The following is a 21,724-nucleotide window of genomic DNA, read 5'->3' on the forward strand; positions in this document are numbered from 1 at the left end:
CGATGACGGGTGAGAAGCCAATCGGCGTGGCGGTATTGGGTCTGGGGAACGTCGGCAGCGAGGTCGTCCGGATCATCGAGGAAAGCGCCACCGATTTGACCGCGCGCATCGGCGCTCCGCTGGAGCTTCGGGGCGTCGGAGTGCGCCGAGTCGCTGCCGATCGTGGCGTGCCGGTCGAACTGCTCACCGACGACGTCGAGGAACTGGTGTCCCGCGACGACGTCGACATCGTGGTGGAAGTGATGGGTCCGGTCGACCCGGCGCGCAAGGCCATCCTCACCGCGCTGGAGCAGGGTAAGTCGGTGATCACCGCCAACAAGGCGCTGATGGCGGTGTCCACCGGCGAGTTGGCCCAGGCCGCCGAGCACGCCCACGTCGATCTGTATTTCGAGGCCGCGGTTGCGGGTGCCATCCCGGTCATCCGGCCACTGACCCAGTCGCTGGCGGGTGACACCGTGCTGCGCGTGGCCGGAATCGTCAACGGCACCACCAACTACATCCTTTCGGAGATGGACAGCACCGGAGCGGATTACCACTCCGCACTGGCCGATGCCGGCGCCCTGGGCTACGCCGAAGCCGACCCGACCGCCGACGTCGAGGGCTATGACGCCGCCGCCAAGGCCGCCATCCTCGCGTCCATCGCCTTCCACACGCGGGTCACCGCCGACGACGTCTACCGCGAAGGCATCACGAAGGTCAGCGCCGAGGACTTCGTGTCGGCCCGCGCGCTGGGATGCACGATCAAGCTGCTCGCCATCTGCGAACGGCTCACCAACGACGAAGGACAGCAACGCGTCTCGGCTCGGGTGTACCCGGCACTGGTGCCGCACGCACACCCGTTGGCAGCGGTCAACGGTGCGTTCAACGCCGTGGTGGTCGAGGCCGAGGCCGCGGGCCGGCTGATGTTCTACGGCCAGGGGGCGGGCGGAGCGCCGACGGCCTCGGCGGTGATGGGTGATCTGGTGATGGCCGCGCGCAACCGCGTGCAGGGCGGACGCGGTCCGCGCGAGTCCAAGTACGCCAAGCTGCCCATCGCACCGATCGGTTTCATCCCGACCCGCTATTACGTCAACATGAATGTCGCCGACCGTCCCGGCGTGCTGGCCTCGGTCGCAGCCGAATTCGGCAAACGTGAGGTCAGCATCGCCGAGGTGCGCCAGGAGGGGATGGTCGACGAGGGCGGCCAGCGCTGCGGCGCGCGCATCGTCGTGGTCACTCATCAGGCGACCGACGCGGCGCTGTCGGACACCGTTGCCGCACTCGCCGACCTCGACGTGGTGGACAGCGTCAACAGCGTGCTGCGCATGGAGGGGACCAGCGAATGAGCGGCGAACAGCTCGCGGTCCACCGGCCCTGGCCCGGCCTGATCGCCGCCTACCGCGACCGCCTGCCGGTCGAGGACGGCTGGTCGTCGGTCACGCTGCGCGAGGGCGGCACTCCGCTGCTGCCCGCTCCGCGGCTGTCCGAATACACCGGCTGCACTGTGCATCTCAAGGTGGAGGGGCTCAACCCGACCGGTTCGTTCAAGGACCGGGGCATGACGGTGGCCGTCACCGAGGCGGTGGCCCGCGGCCAGCAGGCCGTGCTGTGCGCATCGACGGGCAACACGTCCGCATCGGCCGCGGCGTATGCGGCGCGCGCGGGCATCACGTGTGCGGTGCTGGTGCCACAGGGCAAGATCGCGATGGGCAAGCTGGCCCAGGCGGTCATGCACGGCGCGAAGATCATCCAGGTCGACGGCAACTTCGACGACTGCCTGGAGCTGGCCCGCAAGCTCACCGCCGACTTCCCGACCGTGTCACTGGTCAACTCGGTCAACCCGTATCGCATCGAGGGACAGAAGACCGCGGCCTTCGAGATCGTCGACGCGCTCGGCGCCGCTCCCGACGTCCATGCCCTGCCCGTCGGCAACGCCGGCAATATCACCGCGTACTGGAAGGGCTACACCGAATACCACCGTGACGGGTTGTCGGACCGGCTGCCGAGGATGCTCGGCACGCAGGCCGCCGGCGCCGCGCCGCTGGTGCTCGGCGAACCGGTGAGCCACCCTGAGACGATCGCCACGGCCATCCGGATCGGGTCGCCGGCCTCCTGGGCGTCGGCGGTGGAGGCCCAACAGCAGTCCAAGGGCCGCTTCCTGGCCGCCACCGACGAGGAGATTCTCGCGGCATACCACCTGGTCGCACGGACCGAGGGCGTGTTCGTCGAGCCTGCGTCCGCGGCGAGCATCGCCGGGCTGCTCAAGTCGATCGAGGACGGCTGGGTGCCCAAGGGATCGACCGTGGTCTGCACCGTCACCGGCAACGGGCTCAAGGACCCCGATACTGCTCTCAAGGGCATGCCGGCCGTGACGCCGGTGCCGGTCGACCCCGCGGCAGTCGTCGACAAGCTCGGCCTGGTCTAGCGGAGCGGACTTGCGCGCATCCGAGGAGCAGGAGGTCCGTCGGTGACCCAGACCCTGCCGGCCGGGCTGACGGCCAGTGCTCTCGTCGCGGCGTCCAGCGCGAATTTGGGGCCAGGCTTCGACAGCCTCGGGTTGGCCCTGAGTCTGTACGACGAAGTGGTGTTGGAGACAACCGAATCCGGGCTCACGGTCGAGGTGGACGGGGAAGGCGCCGGGCAGATCCCGCTCGACTCGACACACCTCGTGGTGCAGGCGGTGCGACGGGGTCTGCAGGCCGCCGGTGTCACCGCGCGGGGTCTGATAGTCCGTTGCCGTAACGACATTCCACACTCACGCGGGCTGGGCTCGTCGGCAGCCGCCGTGGTTGGTGGCCTTGCTGCGGTCAATGGCCTTGTTGCACAAGTTGATTCGATGCCGCTGACCGAAGCGGAATTGATTCAGTTGTCGTCGGAGTTCGAAGGGCACCCCGACAACGCGTCGGCGGCCGTACTCGGCGGGGCGGTGGTGTCCTGGACCGAGCAGCACGGAGCCCAGCGGCACTATGCGGCCGCATCACTCGATCTGCACCCCGACATCCGGCTGTTCTCCCTCATTCCCCAGGAGCGGTCGTCGACGGTCGAGACCCGCGTGCTGCTTCCGGACCGGATCAGCCACGCCGACGCCCGCTTCAACCTGAGCCGGACGGCGCTGCTGGTGGTGGCGCTGACTCAGCGGCCCGATCTGTTGATGGCCGCGACCGAAGACGTCCTTCACCAGCCTGCGCGTGCTGGTGCCATGCCGGCATCGGCGGAATACCTGCGGATCCTGCGACGTTGTGGAGTTGCGGCGGTGCTCTCAGGAGCTGGTCCCGCGCTGCTGGTGCTCACCACGCGGACCGAGTTGCCGGTGGAAACCCTCGATTACGGCGCCGCCAACGGGTACACCGTCAGTGAGATGGCGGGTGGTGAGGGCGTACGGTGGACGTCAGGCGTAGCCGTTCGCAGTTGAGCTGTGCGATTCGCAACAGCAGTCACACAAGAACCAGCGTGTTTCTTGCTTCCGGCCCCGAAGCGGGTTATCCTCGCTCTCGTCCAGCAATCGCAGCGTCTCTGCCTGCGCCGACACTAGGACACCACCAATTCTTCTTGTGGATGACGGTCCGCCGTATACCGGTGGATCCCGGCGATCACCGTTGCAGAGGCAATGGTGGGAACCTCCGCGTTCAGCGCATCAGCTGAATGCCCCGGACCCTCGCGTGACTGACTCAGCGAGGGAAAGAAAGGAAATCCGTGACTGAAACGGACCTCATCACGGCTGATGGCAGCAACGAGAACCCAGTGCTGCCGAATACCGTGACTCCAGATGCTTCACCTTCCGCGGAAGCAGATGCGCCGGTTTCGGCGCCGCCCGCAGAAACCGCCCCAACGGCCGACGTGGCCTCGGGCGATCGCGGTCGCGGCACCGCGTTGACCAGCCTGGTGCTGCCCGAACTGCGCGCCTTGGCCCGGGAGATCGGTGTCGAGGGCGCATCCGGAATGCGCAAGAGCGAACTCATCTCCGCAATCCGCGAGCGCCGCGGGGAGTCCAACGGTGCTCCACGCAAGGCGACCGCCGCCAAAGCGACCGCCGCCAAAGCGACCGCCGCTAAAGCGGCCGCCGCCGAAACGCCCGCAGCGGCCACGACCACCGAGACGCCCGCCGAGACCGGCACCGCCGGAGAGCAGAGCGAGCAGCAGGCCCCGCCACGCCGTGAGCGCCGCAGCGCGGCCCGCAATGCAGGTGCACCCGCCGCGGGCGCCGAGGACAGCAAGCAGCAGGACAGCCAGGACACCAAGGGCGCGCCGGAGGCCGATCGGCCCGCGAAGTCCGACAGTGACCGCCCCGCCAAGTCCGAGGGTGACCGGCCCGCGAAGTCGGACGGCAAGGCTGACGGCGGCGACCAACAGCAGGGCGGCCAGAATCGCGGCGGCCAGAACCGTGGCGACAATGCCAATCGCGGCGGCCAGAACCGCGGTGACAATGCCAACCGCGGCGACAATGCCAACCGCAGCGACAATGCCAACCGCGGCGACAATGCCGGAGACGACGAGGACGGCGAAGGCCGCGGCGGCCGTCGTGGCCGGCGCTTCCGTGACCGCAGGCGCCGCGAGCGTGGCGGTGAAGGCGGCGGCAGCGTTGATCGTGATACCGAACTGCGCGAGGACGACGTCGTTCAGCCGGTCGCCGGCATCCTCGACGTGCTCGACAACTACGCGTTCGTGCGGACCTCGGGCTACCTGGCCGGTCCCAACGACGTCTACGTGTCGATGAACATGGTGCGCAAGAACGGACTGCGTCGCGGCGACGCCGTGACCGGTGCGGTCCGCGTCCCCAAGGACGGCGAGCAGCCCAACCAGCGGCAGAAGTTCAATCCACTGGTCCGGCTGGACACCGTCAACGGAGGTCCGGTCGAGGACGCCAAGAAGCGTCCCGACTTCACCAAGCTGACCCCGCTGTATCCCAATCAGCGGCTGCGGCTCGAAACGGCCCCCGACAAGCTGACCACGCGCGTGATCGACCTGATCATGCCGATCGGCAAGGGCCAGCGCGCCCTGATCGTGTCACCGCCCAAGGCCGGTAAGACCACGATCATGCAGGACATCGCCAACGCGATCACCAGGAACAACCCGGAGTGCCACCTCATGGTCGTGCTCGTCGACGAGCGACCTGAAGAGGTCACCGACATGCAGCGCTCGGTGAAGGGTGAGGTCATCGCCTCCACCTTCGACCGGCCGCCGTCAGACCACACCCAGGCCGCGGAGCTGGCGATCGAGCGGGCCAAGCGCCTGGTCGAACAGGGCAAGGACGTCGTCGTTCTGCTGGACTCGATCACCCGTCTCGGCCGCGCGTACAACAACGCGTCGCCGGCGTCGGGCCGTATCCTGTCCGGTGGTGTCGACTCGACCGCGCTGTATCCGCCCAAGCGGTTCCTCGGCGCGGCCCGCAACATCGAGGAGGGTGGCTCGCTGACCATCGTCGCCACCGCCATGGTGGAAACCGGCTCGACCGGTGACACCGTGATCTTCGAGGAGTTCAAGGGCACCGGTAACGCCGAGCTGAAGCTGGACCGCAAGATTGCCGAGCGCCGGGTGTTCCCGGCTGTCGACGTCAACCCGTCCGGCACCCGTAAGGACGAGCTACTGCTGTCCACGGACGAGTTCGGGGTCGTGCACAAGCTGCGTCGAGTGCTCTCGGGCCTGGACCCGCATCAGGCCATCGATCTGCTGATGAGCCAGCTGCGCAAGACCAAGACGAACTACGAGTTCCTGGTGCAGGTCTCCAAGACCACGCCGGGCTCGATGGACGCCGACTAGTCGCCAGGCGCGTGGGCGCACGACGGGTCGGCGCGCAGTCCGGGCATGAGATAACGGCGCACGTGCGTGAGCACCGCGTCGGCGTCGCTCGGGTCGAGCGTGTCACCGGGAACAGTGGTCAACGAAAGTACAACGCGCGCCGCCCATTCCGACGCTTCGGCGATATCGGTGTCCGGGTGGATATCGCCGCGTTCGCGCGCCGCGATCAGGTAGCGCGACCAGAAGTCGGCGAGGTCGGGCACCAGTCCCTGGACGCCGGCGCCGGCGCATGCCGCGAACTCCTCGGGCTCTTCCAGTCGCAGCTTCATCAGTAGCGTGCCCGGGTCGTCGTAGGCGGTCCGGCCGTGGCGGATACCCGCGACGAGTTGGCGGTCCAGGCCGTCGAACTGCTCGAGCAGTGCATGTGCCTCCGACCAGTACGCCTCGTTGAGGCGCACGATCGCCGCGCCCAGCAGCGAGACCTTGTCGGGGAAGTGCCGGTACAGCCAGCCCCGCGACACCTTTGCCGCCTCGGCCACCTCGGACACGGTCGTCGATCGAATCCCCTTGGAGCGCAAGAAAATCTCAGCCGCGTCGATCAGTCGATCGCGCACGTTCTTGGTGGCGGTGCCGCTCGTCACCGGGTTGTCTCCTCATCGTTTTTCCGCCTCGCCTGGCGTGATCAGAGCATTCTGTCAAGACGCAGGCGGCCATTGTGCGCCAGGATCAACATGGTAGACACTTCCCCGAATCTGTTCACACGCCGTCAGTGCAACGAGGAGAGGCATGTCGAACACGCTGCAGGACTGTTCTGTCAGTGAGCTGAGCAGGACACCGTCGCGCTGGAATACGGTGGCCGCACCTGGACCTGGCGTGAGCACGTTGCCGAGGCGAGGACACAAGCGACGTCGCTCATCGCGATGGCTGACCCGACGCGGCCGCTGCACGTCGGCGTGCTGATGGGCAACAACCCCGGCATGCTGACCGCGCTGGCTGCCGCCGCGCTCGGCGGCTACATCGTGTGCGGCATCAACACGACCCGCCGCGCGGATGCCCTGGCCCGCGACATCACCCGGTTGGACTGCCAAATCCTGATCACCGACGAGGAGGGCCGGCATCTGCTGGGCGACATCGAACTGGCCGGTGTCACGGTGTTCGACGTGTCCGGCGATCAGTGGGCAGCGATGCTCGCCGGCGCTCCGCGCTCAAGCCCCACCGCGAGGTCGCGGCCGACGACACGTTCATGATGAGCTTCACGTCGGGAACGAGCGGAGATCCCAAGGCCGTCCAGGTGGCCAACTCGATGGTGTTGTTCGCACGCGGAGCGTTGGTCGAGAAGTTCGCACTGACGCCGGAGGACACCTGTTACCTGTCGATGCCGCTGTTTCACTCGAACGCCGTGGTGGGTGGCTGGGCGCCCGCCCTGGTGGCCGGCGCCGCCATGGTGCCCGCGAAGTTCTCGGCCTCGGGATTCCTCGACGACATCCGCGCGTGCGGTGCCACCTAAATGAACTACGGCGGCAAGCCGCTGGCATACGTCCTCGCCACGCCGGAGCGGTCCGACGACGCGGACAACCCGGCATCGGTTTTCCGGGCGTTGAGATCTACAACAGCAAGACAGGTGAGGGAGTGCCCGGTCGCAGAGTTCGACGAGAACGGCGCACTGCGCAACGGCGATGTCGCCGTGGGGGAGTTGGTGAACACCTCGGGCACCGGTTTCTTCTCGGGTTACTACAACGACCGCGGAGCCACCGATGAGCGGATGCGAAACGGCATGTACTGGTCCGGCGATCTGGCATACCGCGACGCTGACGGTTTCATCTACCTCGCCGGACGCACCGCGGACTGGATGCGCGTCGACGGGGAGAACCTGACCACCGCGCCGATCGAACGCATCCTGCTCCGACTGCCCGCGATCAACCGGGTCGCGGTCTATCCCGTACCCTGACGAACTCGTCGGTGACCAGGTCATGGCCGCCGTCGTGCTGCAGGACGACGCAGAACTCTCCCCGCAGGCATTGGAGGAGTTCCTGGCCGCCCAGCGCGACCTGTCGCCGAAGGCGTGGCCGCGCTATGTCTGGATCGCCGATGATCTGCCGAGCACCGCGACCAACAAGGTGCTCAAGCGCGAACTCGTCGCCCGCGGTGTCGACCCCGTCGGGCGGGTGCTGTGGAAGCATGACGGCACCGGCTTCCGTGTCCAGTAGCCGGGCCTGGCCCATCTGACCGGCCACACCTCGGCTGGCGTTGACCTCACGTCACGGGCGCCGACCAGGAATAGCTGACCTCGCCTCCGTGTTTAGGAAGCTGGCGGTTGAACTGGCATAATGAACCGCCGACACCTCGGTTCCGGTTCACGCCGCACGCCTCTGACAAGCGGAGGGGCGACCCGGGGCCCACGATCGAAGAGGAAACCATGAAATCGGGTATTCACCCTGAGTATGTCGAGACCACGGTGCACTGTGGCTGTGGCAACACGTTCACCACCCACAGCACCAAGCAGAGCGGACAGATCGTCGTCGAGGTCTGCTCGCAGTGCCACCCGTTCTATACCGGCAAGCAGAAGATCCTCGACAGCGGCGGCCGCGTGGCCCGCTTCGAGAAGCGCTACGGCAAGCGCAAGGCCGGTGCCGACAAGGCCGCCGACAAGTAGCTGTCTCACCGACGCCCGATCTTGCGCGCCAGCGCAGGCCGGGCGTCGGTTTGCGTTCAGCCGCCCACCCACCGGCTGCGGAGCGGAAAGGAGGGTGACATGACGGACACGGCGCCGAAGATCGATGCGCTGGTGACCGAGCATGCCGAGCTCGAACGTCAGCTCTCCGACCCCGGCCTGCACGCCGATCCGGGCGCCGCCCGCAAGGTCGGCCGACGGTTCGCTCAGGTCTCGCCGATCGTCGCGACCTACCGCAAGCTGGAAGCCGCCCGTGGCGATCTGGAAGCGGCGCGCGAATTGGCCGCAGACGACGAATCCTTCGCCGCTGAGGTGCCGGGGCTCGAGGCAAGCGTGGATGAACTGAGCACGCAGCTTGCCGATCTGCTGGCGCCGCGCGACCCGCACGATGCCGACGACGTCGTCCTCGAGGTCAAGTCGGGGGAGGGCGGCGAGGAGTCCGCGCTGTTCGCCGCCGACCTGGCGCGCATGTATATCCGCTACGCCGAACGGCACGGTTGGACCGTGAACGTTCTCGACGAGACCTTCTCCGATCTCGGCGGCTACAAGGACGCGACGCTGTCGATCAGAAGCAAGGGCGATGCCGCCGACGGTGTCTGGTCGCGGCTGAAGTTCGAAGGCGGCGTGCACCGCGTCCAGCGGGTGCCGGTCACCGAGTCGCAGGGCCGAGTCCACACGTCGGCGGCGGGCGTGCTGGTCTATCCCGAGCCCGAAGAGGTCGAGGAAGTCCAGATCGACGAATCCGATCTGCGCATCGACGTATACCGCTCATCGGGCAAGGGCGGCCAGGGCGTCAACACGACGGATTCGGCGGTGCGGATCACGCACCTGCCGACCGGCATCGTCGTCACATGTCAGAACGAGCGCAGTCAGCTGCAGAACAAGGCCCGCGCGATGCTGGTGCTGGCGGCGCGGCTACAGGCCCTCGCCGAGGAGCAGGCAGATGCCGACGCCTCGGCGGACCGCGCGAGCCAGATCCGCACCGTCGACCGCAGCGAGCGGATCCGCACCTACAACTTCCCCGAGAACCGCATCGCCGATCACCGGATCAACTTCAAGGCGCACAACCTCGACCAGGTCCTCGACGGCGACCTCGACGCACTGTTCGACGCCCTCGCCGTGGCCGACAAGCAGGCGCGACTCCAGCAAGCATGACCACGATCCGCCAGGCGATCGACGCCGCGCAGGCGGTGCTCGCCGCGGCGGGAGTCGGATCGCCGCGCATCGACGCCGAACTTCTCGCCGCCCACGCGATGGGCACCGACCGCGGCCGGCTCACCATCACCGAGGCGAGTCCCGAATTCTTCGACCGGTACGACGAACTGGTGACGCAACGGGCCGAGCGGGTGCCACTGCAACACCTGATCGGCACCGCGGCGTTCGGCCCGGTCACCGTCGAGGTCGGGCCGGGCGTGTTCATCCCGCGGCCAGAGACCGAGTCGCTGCTGGACTGGGCTGTCGCGCAACCGTTGTCGTCGCAACCGGTGATCGTCGATCTGTGCACGGGCTCAAGCGCGCTGGCGCTCGCGCTCGCCAAGCACTGGCCGACCGCGCGCGTGATCGCCGTCGACGACTCCGACGACGCGCTCACGTACGCCCGCCGCAACACCGCAGGCACCTCCGTCGAGCTGATCCGCGCAGACGTCACCCGGTCGGGTTTGCTTCCCGAGCTCGACAGGGCCGTGGACCTCGTCGTCGCCAACCCGCCATACATACCCGACGGCGCGACTCTGGAACCCGAAGTGGCCGAGCACGATCCGTCGCATGCGCTGTTTGGGGGACCGGACGGGATGGCCGTCATCGACCACATCGTCGACCTGGCCGCGCGATGGCTGAGGGACGGAGGTCGGTGCGCCGTCGAACACGACGACACCACGTCCGTCCGCACGGTCGAGACGTTCGCGCGCACCGGATCGTTCACCGAGGTCACGGCCAGGGCCGACTTGACCGGCCGACCCCGTTTCGTGACGGCGGTACGTGAGAGGCTGACTTCGTGACTGCGGAAGACGACTGCGAGCGAGGACCGGAGCGAGCGGGAGTCGAGGAATGACGGAGGTACTCAGGTCATGACCCAGGTCTTCGACTGCAGCGACGCCGGGCAGCGCGCCGAGGGGATTGCCTCGGCGGTCAGCGCGCTGAAGGGCGGCCGCCTGGTTGTGATGCCAACCGACACCGTTTACGGAATCGGAGCCGACGCCTTCGACAGCGGCGCCGTCACCGCGCTGCTGGCGGCCAAGGGGCGTGGGCGCGACATGCCGGTGCCGGTACTGGTGGGCTCGTGGCACACCATCGACGGGCTGGTGTACGCCGTTCCGCACAGCGCGCGGGAACTCATTCATGCATTCTGGCCCGGAGCGTTGAGCCTCGTGGTGCGTCAAGCCCCGTCCCTGCAGTGGGACCTCGGCGACGCCCAGGGGACCGTGATGCTGCGAATGCCGCTGCACCCGGTGGCCATCGAGTTGTTGCGCGAAGTTGGGCCGATGGCGGTGTCGAGCGCCAACATCTCCGGTCAGCCCGCCGCGGTCACCGTCGACGACGCGCGGGGCCAACTCGCCGATCTCGTCGAGGTTTATCTCGACGGCGGTCCGGCGGAGAAGCAGGCCGCATCGACGATCGTCGACCTCACCAGCGACCGCCCGCGGGTACTCCGACAGGGTCCCGTGACCGCCGAGGCCATCGCCGAGGTGCTCGGTGTCGATGTCGACACCCTGACCGCGACCGCTTGACCCGCGCCCGAGCGTTGACTGGCCGTCGCTCTCAACGTTGTCCAGTACGGTGCATCCAGTGGTGAGCGAAGTGCAGAACGTGGCCGGTGGGCTGCTTGCGCTCTCCGATCGGGGCGCCGGCGTCCCGTTGCGGGAGCTCGCGCTGGTCGGTCTGACCGCGGCGATCATCACCTACTTCGCCACCGGCTGGGTCCGGGTGCTGGCCACCCGCCTCGGTGCCGTGGCCGTGCCGCGGGACCGCGACGTGCACATGCGGCCGGTTCCGCGCATGGGCGGACTGGCGATGTACACCGGCGTGGTCGCCGGCGTCCTCCTGGCGTCCCAACTGCCCGCACTGACCCGGGGTTTCGTCTACTCGACCGGTATGCCGGCCGTGGTGGTCGCCGGCGGCCTGATCATGGCCGTCGGTCTCATCGACGACCGCTGGGGTCTGGACTCGCTGACGAAGTTCGCGGGTCAGATCACGGCGGCCAGCGTGCTGGTCACCATGGGGGTGGCGTGGAGCGTGCTCTATATCCCGATCGGCGGCGTCGGGACCATCGTGCTGGATCAGGTGTCGTCGATCCTGCTGACGCTGGCGCTGACGGTGTCGATCGTCAACGCGATGAACTTCATCGACGGACTCGACGGACTGGCCGCCGGGCTGGGTTTGATCACCGCGTCGGCGATCTGCATCTTCTCCATCGGCCTGCTACGTGATCACGGTGGGGACGTTCTCTTCTATCCGCCCGCGGTGATCTCCGTGGTGCTGGCCGGCGTCTGCCTTGGCTTCCTGCCGCACAACTTCCACCCCGCCAGGATCTTCATGGGTGACTCCGGATCGATGCTGATCGGTCTGATGCTGGCCGCCGCATCGACCACCGCCGCCGGCCCGATATCGCAAACGGCTTATGGCGCGCGCGACGTTTTCGCGCTTCTGTCGCCGTTCCTCTTGGTCGTGGCGGTCATGTTCGTCCCGGCGCTCGACACGCTGCTGGCGATCATCCGGCGTACCCGTGCGGGCAGGAGTCCGTTCAGCCCCGACAAGATGCACCTGCATCACCGGTTGCTGCAGATCGGGCATTCACACCGACGGGTGGTGCTCCTCATCTACCTGTGGGTGGGCATCGTTGCGTTGGGTGCGGCGAGCACGATTTTCTTCAACCCTCGCTACACGGGAGTGGTCATGTTGGCGGCGACTCTGGTCGCGATCGTGGTGACGCTGATTCCTCTTCTGCGCCGCCGAGACGGCCAGTTCGACCAAATGTACGACGAAAAGTAGTAGACCCCCTTTTATGGCTCTAACCATGTGTTAGGGTGCTGTCAGAACCCGAAAAACCTCGCGGGTTGCCGGCCTCCGGGCTGACGGTTCATCGCCGTTCGGCACGGAATAACGACCGACAAAGGGAGCTACCCCTTGGGTGATTCCAGCGAGCTTGAGGCCCTCCGATACGCTCGGGGCGCCACGCACAGGAAACTCGGGATCATTCGGCAGCTTCCCATGACCGCGGGATTGAGGTGACGCAGTGACGACGCCAGCGCAAGACGCGCCGTTGGTGTTTCCGTCCGTTGCATTCAGGCCATTGCGGCTGCTCGCGGTCTGTGTCGCGTTGGCCGGACTGGTGACCCTGGCCGCTGGCCTGCTGGGCCATGTCATGGTCGGCGTGTTCTTCGGCGTCGGCCTCGCACTGGGTTTGCTCAACGCGGTTCTGGTGCAGCGGTCGGTGGATGCCATTACCGCCGAGGCACATCCGCTGAAACGCAAAATGGCCGTGAACTCGGCCACCCGCCTGTTGGTGATGACGGTGATCGGTCTGACGATCGCCTTCATCTTCCGCCCGCAGGGTCTGGGCGTGGTCTTCGGAATGGCTCTCTTCCAGGTGGTGCTGGTGATATCCACTGCGCTGCCGGTGATGAAGAAGCTGCGAGCGGGTAGCCCAGAAGGCACAGCTGACGGACTCGAAGGGGAGGCCTCCAAGCAATGACTGAGACGATCCTCGCCGAAGCCGCAATCGAGGTCGGCCACCACGAGGAGGCCCACTGGTTCGGGCTGACCGTGAATGTCGACACCGTGCTGGCCACCGCGGTGGCCGCCGTGATCGTGATCGCGCTCGCGTTCTTCCTGCGGGCCAAGGTCACCTCGACCGGCGTTCCCGGTGGCGTCCAACTGTTCTGGGAAGCGATCACCGTTCAGCTGCGCAATCAGATCGAGGCCGCGATCGGCATGAAGATCGCGCCGTTCGTGCTTCCGCTGGCGGTGACGCTGTTCGTCTTCATTCTCATCGCGAACTGGCTGTCGGTGCTGCCGGTGCAGTACACCGACTCGACGGGTGCCACCCATGAGCTGATCAAGCCGCCCGCGTCGGATATCAACTTCGTGCTCGCGCTCGCACTGTTCGTGTTCGTCTGCTACCACGCGGCGGGTGTGTGGCGCCGCGGCATCGTCGGACACCCGGTCAAGCTCCTCAAGGGCCACGTCACGCTGATGGCGCCCATCAACCTGGTCGAGGAACTGGCGAAGCCGATCTCGTTGTCGCTCCGACTTTTCGGCAACATCTTCGCCGGCGGCATCCTGGTCGCCCTGATCGCGCTGTTCCCGCCGTACATCCTGTGGTTGCCGAACGCGATCTGGAAGAGCTTCGACCTGTTCGTCGGCGCCATCCAGGCGTTCATCTTCGCGCTGCTGACGATTCTGTACTTCGGTCAGTCCATGGAACTCGATGAGCATCACGACTGACATGGCCGCACAAGTTCGACCCACTTCCTGGTAGAGAACTACCAGTTATCAAGGAGGATATGGATGGATCCCACAATCGCTGCCGGCGCGCTCATCGGCGGTGGACTGATCATGGCCGGCGGCGCAATCGGCGCCGGTATCGGTGACGGCATCGCTGGTAACGCGCTGATCGCCGGCATCGCGCGCCAGCCAGAGGCGCAGGGTCGTCTGTTCACTCCGTTCTTCATCACCGTGGGTCTGGTTGAGGCGGCGTACTTCATCAACCTGGCGTTCATGGCGCTGTTCGTATTCGCCACCCCGGTTGGCTAGTCGACGCCATGGTTGACCTCAGCACGTCGGTCCTCTCTCGAGAAGTGGAACTCCTCGCGGCAGAAGAAGGTGGCCAGAGCAACTTCCTGTTGCCCAACGGCACCTTCTTCTTCGTGCTGGTCATCTTCTTGATCGTGCTCGGTGTCATCGGCAAGTGGGTGGTGCCACCGGTCAGCAAGGTGTTGCGCGAGCGCGACGCCATGATCAAGAAGACCGCCGAGGACAACCGGCGCGCAGCCGAACTGCGCGCCGCTTCCGACGCCGATTACCTCAAGGTGATGACTCAGGCCCGCCGCGAGGCGTCCTCTGTCCGCGGGGAGGCACGCGCCGAGGGGCGCAAGATCGTCGACGAGGCGCGCACCCGCGCCAACACCGAGGTCTCGGCGGTCCTGCAGCAAGCCAACGAAGAGCTGTCGGCACAGTCGCGTGCGCTGACGGCCGATCTCCAGGCATCGGTGGAGAATCTGTCGACCCGCCTCGCGAGCCGCGTGATCGGCGTCGACGTGACCACCCGCACGGTGCCCGTGACGACAGGGCAGGGGCAGTAAACAGTGTCGACGTTCATCGGGCAGCTCATCGGTTTTGCCGTCATCATCTTCCTGCTCTGGAAATACGTTGTGCCACCTTTGCGCAAGATGATGAACAACCAGCAGGACGCGGTTCGCACTCAACTCAGCGACCACGTCGAGGCCGGGAAGAAGGTCGCCGACGCGGACGAGGAGCACGCCAAGGCGCTGGAAGAAGCCAAGGCCGAGGCCGCGAAAGTGGTCGACGAGGCGCGGCAGGATGCGGAGAAGATCGCCGAACAACTTCGCGCCCAAGCCGACATCGAGCTCGAGCGCATCAAAACGCAAGGGGCGCAGCAGGTTCGACTGCTGCGGCAGCAGCTCATCCGTGAGCTTCGGCAGAGCCTGGGCGTCGAGTCGGTGCACCGGGCGGGCGACATGGTGCGCGAGTTCGTCTCCAATCCCTCCGAGCAATCCGCGACGGTCGACCGATTCCTCGACCAACTCGACGAAATGGCCCCCTCCAGCGCCGTGTTCGATGATCCCGTCGCGGTCAAACTGCGTGCCGCAAGCCGTGATTCACTGAACACCGTCGTCGGTCGGCTCGACGAGGCCACCTCCGGTCTCGACGTAGACGGGTTGACGCGCCTGGCCGACGATCTGGCATCTGTGGTCAAGCTCTTCCGCAGCGAGGCGCTGCTGGGCAGGCATCTGGCCGATCCGAGCATGGGCACCGGCCCGAAAGTCCAGTTGGTGGAACGATTGCTGTCGGGCAAGGTCTCCGATCCCGCCATCGACATCCTCAAGACGGCGGTTTCACAACGGTGGTCGGCCACGTCGGACCTGACCCACGGGCTGCAGCACGTCGCCCGCTTGGTGTTGCTCGTGCGTGCTGAGCGAGAAGGCCAGATCGACGATGTCGAGGACCAGCTGTTCAGGTTCAGCCGCATCCTCGACAACGAGCCGCGGATGATCACCATTTTGAGTGACTACACCGCGCCGCTGGACGGCCGAATCAGCCTGCTGAACAACGTGCTGGCCGGCCGGGCCAGTAGGAACGCCGCAGATCTTTTGCGACAGACCGTCGAATTGCTGCACGGCGAGCGCGCCGATGAAGTCATTCGCGAACTGGCGAATCTGGCGGTGTCGCGGCGCGGCGAGGTCGTCGCGCACGTCCGCGCGGCAGCCGAGCTCAATGAGGCCCAGAGCAACCGTCTGACCGAACTGCTCACCCGGATCTATGGCCATCCCGTCTCGATTCAGCTCGACGTCAACCCGGCGCTGCTGGGCGGTCTGACGATCGCGGTCGGTGACGAGGTGATCGACGGCTCGTTGGCGTCGAAGCTGTCGGCGGCCGAGACGCGCTTGCCCGACTGACCCGGTTGCCCCGAAGACCTATACACGCACACGAATCAGGAAGACGAAAGCCATGGCAGAGTTGACCATCTCAGCAGATGAGATCCAGGGCGCAATCGAGGAGTACGTCGCCGGCTTCGAAGCCGACACCGAGCGCGAAGAGATCGGCACGGTCATCGACGCGGGCGACGGCATTGCCCACGTCGAGGGTCTGCCGTCGGTGATGACCCAAGAGCTGCTGGAGTTCCCCGGTGGCGTGCTCGGCGTCGCACTCAATCTCGACGAGCACAGCATCGGCGCCGTGATCCTCGGTGACTTCGAGAAGATCGAAGAGGGCCAGCAGGTCAAGCGCACCGGTGAGGTCCTCTCGGTGCCGGTCGGCGACGAATTCCTCGGACGCGTGGTCAACCCGCTCGGCCAGCCGATCGACGGCCGTGGCGACGTCGATACGAGTCAGCGCCGGGCGCTGGAGTTGCAGGCGCCGTCGGTGGTGCAGCGCCAGGGGGTGAGTGAGCCGCTGCAGACGGGCATCAAGGCGATCGACTCGCAGACACCCATCGGCCGCGGCCAGCGCCAGCTGATCATCGGTGACCGCAAGACTGGCAAGACCGCGGTATGCGTGGACACGATCCTCAACCAGCGGCAGAACTGGGAGACCGGCGATCCCGACCTGCAGGTCCGGTGCGTCTACGTCGCGATCGGCCAGAAAGGCACCACGATCGCCAGCGTGCGCCGCACCCTCGACGAGGGTGGCGCGATGGACTACACGACGATCGTCGCCGCGCCCGCCTCTGATTCCGCCGGCTTCAAATGGCTTGCGCCCTACACCGGTTCGGCCATCGCGCAGCACTGGATGTACGACGGCAAGCATGTCCTGATCGTGTTCGACGACCTCACCAAGCAGGCCGAGGCGTACCGCGCGATCTCGCTGCTGCTGCGCCGCCCGCCCGGTCGCGAGGCCTACCCGGGTGACGTGTTCTACCTGCACTCCCGCCTGCTGGAGCGCTGCGCGAAGCTGTCCGACGAGCTCGGTGGCGGCTCGCTGACCGGCCTGCCGATCATCGAGACGAAAGCCAACGACATCTCGGCCTACATCCCGACCAACGTCATCTCGATCACCGACGGTCAGTGCTTCCTCGAGACCGACCTGTTCAACCAGGGTGTGCGGCCGGCCATCAACGTCGGTGTCTCGGTGTCCCGCGTCGGCGGCGCCGCGCAGATCAAGGCGATGAAAGAGGTCGCAGGTTCACTGCGCCTCGATCTTTCGCAGTACCGCGAGCTCGAGTCGTTCGCGGCGTTCGCCTCGGACCTCGACGAGACGTCGAAGGCTCAGCTGGACCGCGGTGCCCGCCTGGTCGAACTGCTCAAGCAGCCGCAGAACAGCCCGATGCCGGTCGAGAACCAGGTGGTCGCCATCTTCCTCGGCACCAGGGGGCATCTCGATTCGGTGCCCATCGAGGACGTTCAGCGCTTCGAGCAGGAATTCCTGGAGCACGTCACGGCGTCGCACGACGAGATCTTCAAAGAGATCCGGGAGAGCAAGAAGCTCTCCGAAGAGCTCGAAGACAAACTGGTCGGTGTGATAGACGAGTTCAAGAAGGGCTTCGCCGCCTCCGACGGCAGCTCGGTGGTGCGTGACGAGCACGTCGACGCGATGTCGGACGAGGACGTCGAGAAGGAATCGGTGAAGGTCCGCAAGCCCGCACCGAAGAAGAAGTAGGACCGGAGGGTCTGGGAAGCCAATGGCTGCAACACTGCGCGAGTTACGCGGACGCATCCGTTCCGCCGGGGCGATCAAGAAGATCACCAAGGCGCAGGAGCTGATCGCGACGTCTCGCATCGCCAAGGCGCAGGCTCGGGTCGAGGCGGCTCGGCCGTACTCCCGTGAGATCACCAGCATGCTCACCGAACTGGCCAGTGCCAGCGCGCTCGACCATCCGCTGCTGGTTGCCCGCGAGCAGCCCCGGCGCGCGGCTGTGCTGGTGGTGTCCTCTGATCGCGGGCTCTGTGGTGCTTACAACGCCAACGTGTTCCGGCGTTCCGAAGAACTCTTCTCATTGCTCCGTGATGAGGGCAAGCAGCCCGTCCTGTACGTGGTGGGCCGGAAAGCGCTGGGGTACTACAGTTTCCGAAATTGGGACGTGACCGATTCGTGGACCGGCTTCTCCGAGCGGCCCGAGTACGAGCACGCGCAGGAGATCGCGGGCACCCTGGTTGAGGCCTTCATGGCAGGTGTCGACGACGAAGGCGACGATCCAGGCGCCGACAACGTCCTCGGCGTGGACGAACTGCACATCGTGTTCACGGAGTTCCGTTCCATGCTGTCGCAGTCGGCGGTGGCCCGCCGGATCGCGCCGATGGAGGTCGAATACAGCGACGAAGACACCGGACCGCACACGCTGTTCTCGTTCGAGCCGGACGCCGAGACGCTGTTCGGCGCGCTGTTGCCACGTTACGTGTCCACCCGTATCTTCGCCGCGCTGCTCGAGGCGGCGGCGTCGGAGTCGGCCTCGCGCCGGCGCGCCATGAAGTCGGCCACGGATAACGCCGACGACCTCATCAAGGACCTCACCCTGATGGCCAACCGCGAACGGCAATCTCAGATCACCCAAGAAATCAGCGAAATCGTCGGTGGCGCGAACGCGCTCGCGGACGCCGCCAAGTAGTAGCCCGTAGGAAGCGAAGAGAAGACATGACTGCCACTGCCGAAAAGAAGCCCAGCACCGACACCGCCGGCCGCGTCGTCCGTGTCACAGGGCCGGTCGTCGACGTCGAGTTCCCGCGTGGCTCGGTGCCCGAACTTTTCAACGCCTTGCACGCCGAGATCGCTTATAAGGATCTCGCGAAGACGTTGACACTCGAGGTCGCCCAGCACCTCGGCGACAACCTGGTGCGCTGCATCTCGCTGCAGCCCACCGACGGTCTGGTGCGGGGTGTCGAGGTGACCGACACCGGCGCCTCCATCTCGGTTCCGGTCGGCGACGGTGTCAAGGGCCACGTGTTCAACGCGCTGGGCGACTGCCTCGACGAGCCTGGCTACGGCAAGGATTTCGAGAAGTGGTCCATCCACCGCAAGCCACCCGCCTTCGACCAACTCGAACCGCGCACCGAGATGCTCGAGACCGGCCTCAAGGTGGTCGACCTGCTCACCCCGTACGTGCGAGGCGGGAAGGTCGCCCTGTTCGGCGGTGCCGGCGTGGGCAAGACCGTGTTGATTCAGGAGATGATCAACCGCATCGCCCGCAACTTCGGTGGCACCTCGGTGTTCGCCGGCGTCGGCGAGCGCACGCGTGAGGGCAACGACCTGTGGGTCGAGCTTGCCGACGCCGACGTGCTCAAGGACACCGCGCTGGTGTTCGGCCAGATGGACGAGCCGCCCGGCACCCGTATGCGCGTGGCTCTGTCGGCGTTGACGATGGCGGAGTTCTTCCGCGATGAGCAGGGCCAGGACGTTCTTCTGTTCATCGACAACATCTTCCGATTCACTCAGGCCGGCTCCGAGGTGTCGACGCTGCTCGGCCGCATGCCGTCCGCGGTGGGCTACCAGCCGACGCTGGCCGACGAGATGGGTGAGCTGCAGGAGCGCATCACCTCGACTCGTGGCCGCTCCATCACCTCGATGCAGGCCGTGTACGTGCCCGCCGACGACTACACCGACCCGGCGCCCGCGACCACGTTCGCCCACCTGGATGCCACCACCGAGCTGTCTCGTACGGTCTTCTCGAAGGGCATCTTCCCGGCAGTGGACCCACTGGCATCGTCCTCGACGATCCTTGACCCGAGCGTGGTCGGTGACGAGCACTACCGCGTCGCCCAGGAAGTCATCCGGATCCTGCAGCGCTACAAGGACCTTCAAGACATCATCGCAATCCTCGGTATCGACGAGCTGGCCGAGGAGGACAAGCAGCTGGTGCAGCGGGCTCGCCGGATCGAGCGCTTCCTGAGCCAGAACATGATGGCGGCGGAGCAGTTCACCGGTCAGCCGGGTTCGACGGTTCCGCTGAAAGAGACGATCGAAGCCTTCGACAAGCTGGCGAAGGGCGATTTCGATCATCTGCCGGAGCAGGCGTTCTTCCTGATCGGTGGCCTCGAGGATCTGCAGAAGAAGGCAGAGAGCCTCGGCGCGAAGATGGACGACGGTGGCGGCGACGGTGCGCCCAGCGGCGACGACACCAAGAAGGACGACACCAAGAAGGTCGACGCCAAGAAGGTCGATGGCGACGACAAAGATGACTAGTTCTTCGTCTACACCGAGAGGTGGTGCGCCATGGCCGACCTAGACGTCGATATCGTCGCCGTCGAGCGCCAGATCTGGTCCGGCAAGGCCACTTTTGTGTTCACTCGAACGACCTCTGGCGAAATCGGCATCCTGCCGCGGCACATCCCGCTGGTGGCGCAACTTGTCGACGACGCCATGGTGCGAGTGGAGCGAGAAGGTGAAGACGACCTCCGTATCGCCGTCGATGGTGGCTTCATGTCCGTGACCGACGAAGGTGTCATCATCCTCGCGGAATCGGCCGAACTCGAATCCGAGATCGACGAAGCCGCGGCACAACAGGATTCCGACTCCGACGAACCCGCGATTGCTGCCAGGGGCCGAGCGAGGCTTCGCGCCCTGGGCAAGATCGACTAACGGGCCCCGCCGATGAGCGCCTACACGCTGACTATGGAGGCGCTCGTCGGTGTGCTGCTCTTGGTTGTCATCGCGCTGTGTTACCGATTGTGGAAGCTGCGCCAGGTCGGTGGGACCGCGGCGATCCTGCGTGACGTGCCGGCCAATGGCGGGCACGGCTGGCGGCATGGCGTAGTGCGTTATCGCGGTGGGGAAGCCGCGTTTTATCGCCTTTCGAGCATGCGGTGGTGGCCTGACCGCAGGCTGAGTCGGCGCGGGGTGGAGATCGTGTCGCGCCGGTCTCCGCGCGGCGACGAGTTCGACATCATGACCGATGAGATCGTTGTTCTCGAGTTGCGTGACTCCAGTGCCGAACGTCGACAGGGATATGAGATCGCTCTCGATCGCGGTGCGTTGACCGCGTTTCTTTCGTGGCTTGAATCGCGACCCTCGCCACGCGCGCGGCGACGCACGTATTAACCTGTTGCGGGGCCGCCGGGCTGCCAGAGCACGTCACCGTCGGGGTTCGCCACGCGGGACAGGATGAACAACAGGTCCGACAGCCGATTCAGGTACTTGGCGGGTAGCGCGCTGACCGTCTCGCCATGCGCTTCGACGGCGTGCCATGCAGAGCGTTCGGCACGGCGGGCCGCGGTCCGGGCCACATGCAGCAGCGCCGACAACGGGGTACCACCCGGCAGTACAAACGAATTGAGCGCAGGCAGCGGCGCATTGAACTCGTCGCACCAGGACTCCAACCGGTCTATGTAGCTCTGTGAGATCCGCAGCGGGGGATGCTCGGGGTTCTCGACCACCGGGGTGGAGAGGTCGGCACCCGCGTCGAAGAGGTCATTCTGAATCTGTCGCAACACGTTGAGGATCTGCTCAGCGGGGTTGCCCAGGGCAACTGCCACGCCGATGGCGGCGTTGGTTTCATCGCAGTCCGCGTAAGCGGCAAGGCGGGCGTCGTTCTTCGAAACCCGGCTGAAATCGCTGAGACCGGTGGTTCCGTCGTCTCCCGTTCGGGTATAGATGCGGGTCAAATGAACTGCCATAGTCAAACCGTACCGGCGCACCCGCCTGGGAAACTGACATGGCCCATGGCGCTGTTTA

The 21,724-nt window shown here is 66.2% G+C and carries 21 protein-coding genes and 1 pseudogene; 20 read left to right on the forward strand and 2 right to left on the reverse strand.

The window, feature by feature from the left end; all coding sequences use genetic code 11:
• The first annotated feature begins 2 nt into the window (after positions 1-2).
• The 4 genes from ACVWWN_RS15430 (at position 3) to rho (ending at position 5,736) form a co-directional block, all read left to right on the forward strand.
• Positions 3-1,325, forward strand: a complete 1,323-nt coding sequence (locus tag ACVWWN_RS15430) for a homoserine dehydrogenase (protein WP_457144678.1) — start codon at positions 3-5, stop codon at positions 1,323-1,325.
• Complete coding sequence (gene thrC / locus ACVWWN_RS15435) at positions 1,322-2,404, forward strand: threonine synthase (protein ID WP_457144679.1); 1,083 nt, start codon at positions 1,322-1,324, stop codon at positions 2,402-2,404. The genes ACVWWN_RS15430 and thrC overlap by 4 nt, the downstream gene beginning before the upstream one ends.
• 42 nt (positions 2,405-2,446) lie before the next feature.
• Positions 2,447-3,391 carry a homoserine kinase gene (gene thrB, locus ACVWWN_RS15440; protein WP_457144680.1) on the forward strand — a complete coding sequence of 315 codons (945 nt, stop codon included), beginning with the start codon at positions 2,447-2,449 and terminating at the stop codon, positions 3,389-3,391.
• A gap of 281 nt (positions 3,392-3,672) precedes the next feature.
• Positions 3,673-5,736: a transcription termination factor Rho gene (gene rho / locus ACVWWN_RS15445; protein WP_457144681.1), complete on the forward strand. Its 2,064-nt coding sequence runs from the start codon at positions 3,673-3,675 to the stop codon at positions 5,734-5,736.
• Here the strand turns inward: rho and ACVWWN_RS15450 are convergent.
• Positions 5,733-6,356 (reverse strand): TetR/AcrR family transcriptional regulator, encoded by a 624-nt coding sequence (locus ACVWWN_RS15450; protein WP_457144682.1) that lies wholly within the window; start codon positions 6,354-6,356, stop codon positions 5,733-5,735. The two genes, rho and ACVWWN_RS15450, sit on opposite strands and share 4 nt — an antisense overlap.
• A 145-nt stretch (positions 6,357-6,501) precedes the next feature.
• Between ACVWWN_RS15450 and ACVWWN_RS15455 the strand changes: the two are divergent.
• The 16 genes and pseudogenes from ACVWWN_RS15455 (at position 6,502) to ACVWWN_RS15530 (ending at position 21,091) form a co-directional block, all read left to right on the forward strand.
• Positions 6,502-7,922 (forward strand): annotated as a pseudogene (locus ACVWWN_RS15455) (AMP-binding protein).
• A gap of 209 nt (positions 7,923-8,131) precedes the next feature.
• Complete coding sequence (rpmE, locus tag ACVWWN_RS15460; RefSeq protein WP_457144683.1) at positions 8,132-8,368, forward strand: 50S ribosomal protein L31; 237 nt, start codon at positions 8,132-8,134, stop codon at positions 8,366-8,368.
• 99 nt (positions 8,369-8,467) lie between these two features.
• Positions 8,468-9,541: a peptide chain release factor 1 gene (prfA, locus tag ACVWWN_RS15465; protein WP_457144684.1), complete on the forward strand. Its 1,074-nt coding sequence runs from the start codon at positions 8,468-8,470 to the stop codon at positions 9,539-9,541.
• Positions 9,538-10,383, forward strand: coding sequence for a peptide chain release factor N(5)-glutamine methyltransferase (gene prmC / locus ACVWWN_RS15470; protein WP_457144685.1), 846 nt, complete (start codon positions 9,538-9,540; stop codon positions 10,381-10,383). The genes prfA and prmC overlap by 4 nt, the downstream gene beginning before the upstream one ends.
• A 69-nt stretch (positions 10,384-10,452) precedes the next feature.
• On the forward strand, positions 10,453-11,112 hold the full coding sequence (locus ACVWWN_RS15475; protein WP_457144686.1) for an L-threonylcarbamoyladenylate synthase: 660 nt from the start codon (positions 10,453-10,455) through the stop codon (positions 11,110-11,112).
• A 49-nt stretch (positions 11,113-11,161) separates the two neighbouring features.
• Positions 11,162-12,373 carry a glycosyltransferase family 4 protein gene (locus ACVWWN_RS15480; RefSeq protein WP_457144687.1) on the forward strand — a complete coding sequence of 404 codons (1,212 nt, stop codon included), beginning with the start codon at positions 11,162-11,164 and terminating at the stop codon, positions 12,371-12,373.
• A 244-nt stretch (positions 12,374-12,617) separates the two neighbouring features.
• The gene (locus ACVWWN_RS15485) at positions 12,618-13,076 is read left to right on the forward strand and encodes an ATP synthase subunit I (RefSeq protein WP_457144688.1); all 459 of its coding nucleotides are present in this window, start codon (positions 12,618-12,620) and stop codon (positions 13,074-13,076) included.
• Positions 13,073-13,828 (forward strand): F0F1 ATP synthase subunit A, encoded by a 756-nt coding sequence (atpB, locus tag ACVWWN_RS15490; RefSeq protein ID WP_457144689.1) that lies wholly within the window; start codon positions 13,073-13,075, stop codon positions 13,826-13,828. The genes ACVWWN_RS15485 and atpB overlap by 4 nt, the downstream gene beginning before the upstream one ends.
• A 63-nt stretch (positions 13,829-13,891) precedes the next feature.
• On the forward strand, positions 13,892-14,137 hold the full coding sequence (locus ACVWWN_RS15495; RefSeq protein ID WP_024449289.1) for a F0F1 ATP synthase subunit C: 246 nt from the start codon (positions 13,892-13,894) through the stop codon (positions 14,135-14,137).
• A gap of 8 nt (positions 14,138-14,145) precedes the next feature.
• Positions 14,146-14,685, forward strand: coding sequence for a F0F1 ATP synthase subunit B (locus ACVWWN_RS15500; protein WP_457144690.1), 540 nt, complete (start codon positions 14,146-14,148; stop codon positions 14,683-14,685).
• Between the two features lie 3 nt (positions 14,686-14,688).
• Positions 14,689-16,020, forward strand: a complete 1,332-nt coding sequence (locus ACVWWN_RS15505; protein WP_457144691.1) for a F0F1 ATP synthase subunit B/delta — start codon at positions 14,689-14,691, stop codon at positions 16,018-16,020.
• Positions 16,021-16,072: 52 nt separating this feature from the next.
• The gene (gene atpA / locus ACVWWN_RS15510) at positions 16,073-17,719 is read left to right on the forward strand and encodes a F0F1 ATP synthase subunit alpha (protein ID WP_457144692.1); all 1,647 of its coding nucleotides are present in this window, start codon (positions 16,073-16,075) and stop codon (positions 17,717-17,719) included.
• A 22-nt stretch (positions 17,720-17,741) separates the two neighbouring features.
• On the forward strand, positions 17,742-18,665 hold the full coding sequence (locus ACVWWN_RS15515; protein ID WP_457144693.1) for a F0F1 ATP synthase subunit gamma: 924 nt from the start codon (positions 17,742-17,744) through the stop codon (positions 18,663-18,665).
• Between the two features lie 26 nt (positions 18,666-18,691).
• Positions 18,692-20,236 (forward strand): F0F1 ATP synthase subunit beta, encoded by a 1,545-nt coding sequence (gene atpD / locus ACVWWN_RS15520; RefSeq protein WP_457144694.1) that lies wholly within the window; start codon positions 18,692-18,694, stop codon positions 20,234-20,236.
• Positions 20,237-20,266: 30 nt separating this feature from the next.
• A complete protein-coding gene (locus ACVWWN_RS15525) occupies positions 20,267-20,632 on the forward strand; it encodes a F0F1 ATP synthase subunit epsilon (RefSeq protein WP_457144695.1) in 366 nt (121 codons plus the stop codon).
• Between the two features lie 12 nt (positions 20,633-20,644).
• Entirely contained in the window at positions 20,645-21,091 is a 447-nt protein-coding gene (locus tag ACVWWN_RS15530; protein WP_457144696.1) for a DUF2550 domain-containing protein, read from the forward strand.
• On the opposite strand, the gene ACVWWN_RS15535 is transcribed toward ACVWWN_RS15530, so the two are convergent.
• Entirely contained in the window at positions 21,088-21,666 is a 579-nt protein-coding gene (locus tag ACVWWN_RS15535; RefSeq protein WP_457144697.1) for a cob(I)yrinic acid a,c-diamide adenosyltransferase, read from the reverse strand. The two genes, ACVWWN_RS15530 and ACVWWN_RS15535, sit on opposite strands and share 4 nt — an antisense overlap.
• Positions 21,667-21,724: the final 58 nt, after the last annotated feature.

The organism is Mycobacterium sp. URHB0021, assembly GCF_054057895.1.

What these genes read in the sequence shown, in the direction of transcription:
- ACVWWN_RS15430 (WP_457144678.1), top strand. Translation starts at nt 3, where the DNA reads ATGACGGGTGAGAAGCCAATCGGCGTGGCGGTATTGGGTCTGGGGAAC.
- thrC (WP_457144679.1), top strand. Translation starts at nt 1,322, where the DNA reads ATGAGCGGCGAACAGCTCGCGGTCCACCGGCCCTGGCCCGGCCTGATC.
- rpmE (WP_457144683.1), top strand. Translation starts at nt 8,132, where the DNA reads ATGAAATCGGGTATTCACCCTGAGTATGTCGAGACCACGGTGCACTGT.
- prfA (WP_457144684.1), top strand. Translation starts at nt 8,468, where the DNA reads ATGACGGACACGGCGCCGAAGATCGATGCGCTGGTGACCGAGCATGCC.
- prmC (WP_457144685.1), top strand. Translation starts at nt 9,538, where the DNA reads ATGACCACGATCCGCCAGGCGATCGACGCCGCGCAGGCGGTGCTCGCC.
- ACVWWN_RS15475 (WP_457144686.1), top strand. Translation starts at nt 10,453, where the DNA reads ATGACCCAGGTCTTCGACTGCAGCGACGCCGGGCAGCGCGCCGAGGGG.
- atpB (WP_457144689.1), top strand. Translation starts at nt 13,073, where the DNA reads ATGACTGAGACGATCCTCGCCGAAGCCGCAATCGAGGTCGGCCACCAC.
- ACVWWN_RS15495 (WP_024449289.1), top strand. Translation starts at nt 13,892, where the DNA reads ATGGATCCCACAATCGCTGCCGGCGCGCTCATCGGCGGTGGACTGATC.
- ACVWWN_RS15500 (WP_457144690.1), top strand. Translation starts at nt 14,146, where the DNA reads ATGGTTGACCTCAGCACGTCGGTCCTCTCTCGAGAAGTGGAACTCCTC.
- atpA (WP_457144692.1), top strand. Translation starts at nt 16,073, where the DNA reads ATGGCAGAGTTGACCATCTCAGCAGATGAGATCCAGGGCGCAATCGAG.
- ACVWWN_RS15515 (WP_457144693.1), top strand. Translation starts at nt 17,742, where the DNA reads ATGGCTGCAACACTGCGCGAGTTACGCGGACGCATCCGTTCCGCCGGG.
- atpD (WP_457144694.1), top strand. Translation starts at nt 18,692, where the DNA reads ATGACTGCCACTGCCGAAAAGAAGCCCAGCACCGACACCGCCGGCCGC.
- ACVWWN_RS15525 (WP_457144695.1), top strand. Translation starts at nt 20,267, where the DNA reads ATGGCCGACCTAGACGTCGATATCGTCGCCGTCGAGCGCCAGATCTGG.
- ACVWWN_RS15530 (WP_457144696.1), top strand. Translation starts at nt 20,645, where the DNA reads ATGAGCGCCTACACGCTGACTATGGAGGCGCTCGTCGGTGTGCTGCTC.
- ACVWWN_RS15535 (WP_457144697.1), bottom strand. Translation starts at nt 21,666, where the DNA reads ATGGCAGTTCATTTGACCCGCATCTATACCCGAACGGGAGACGACGGA.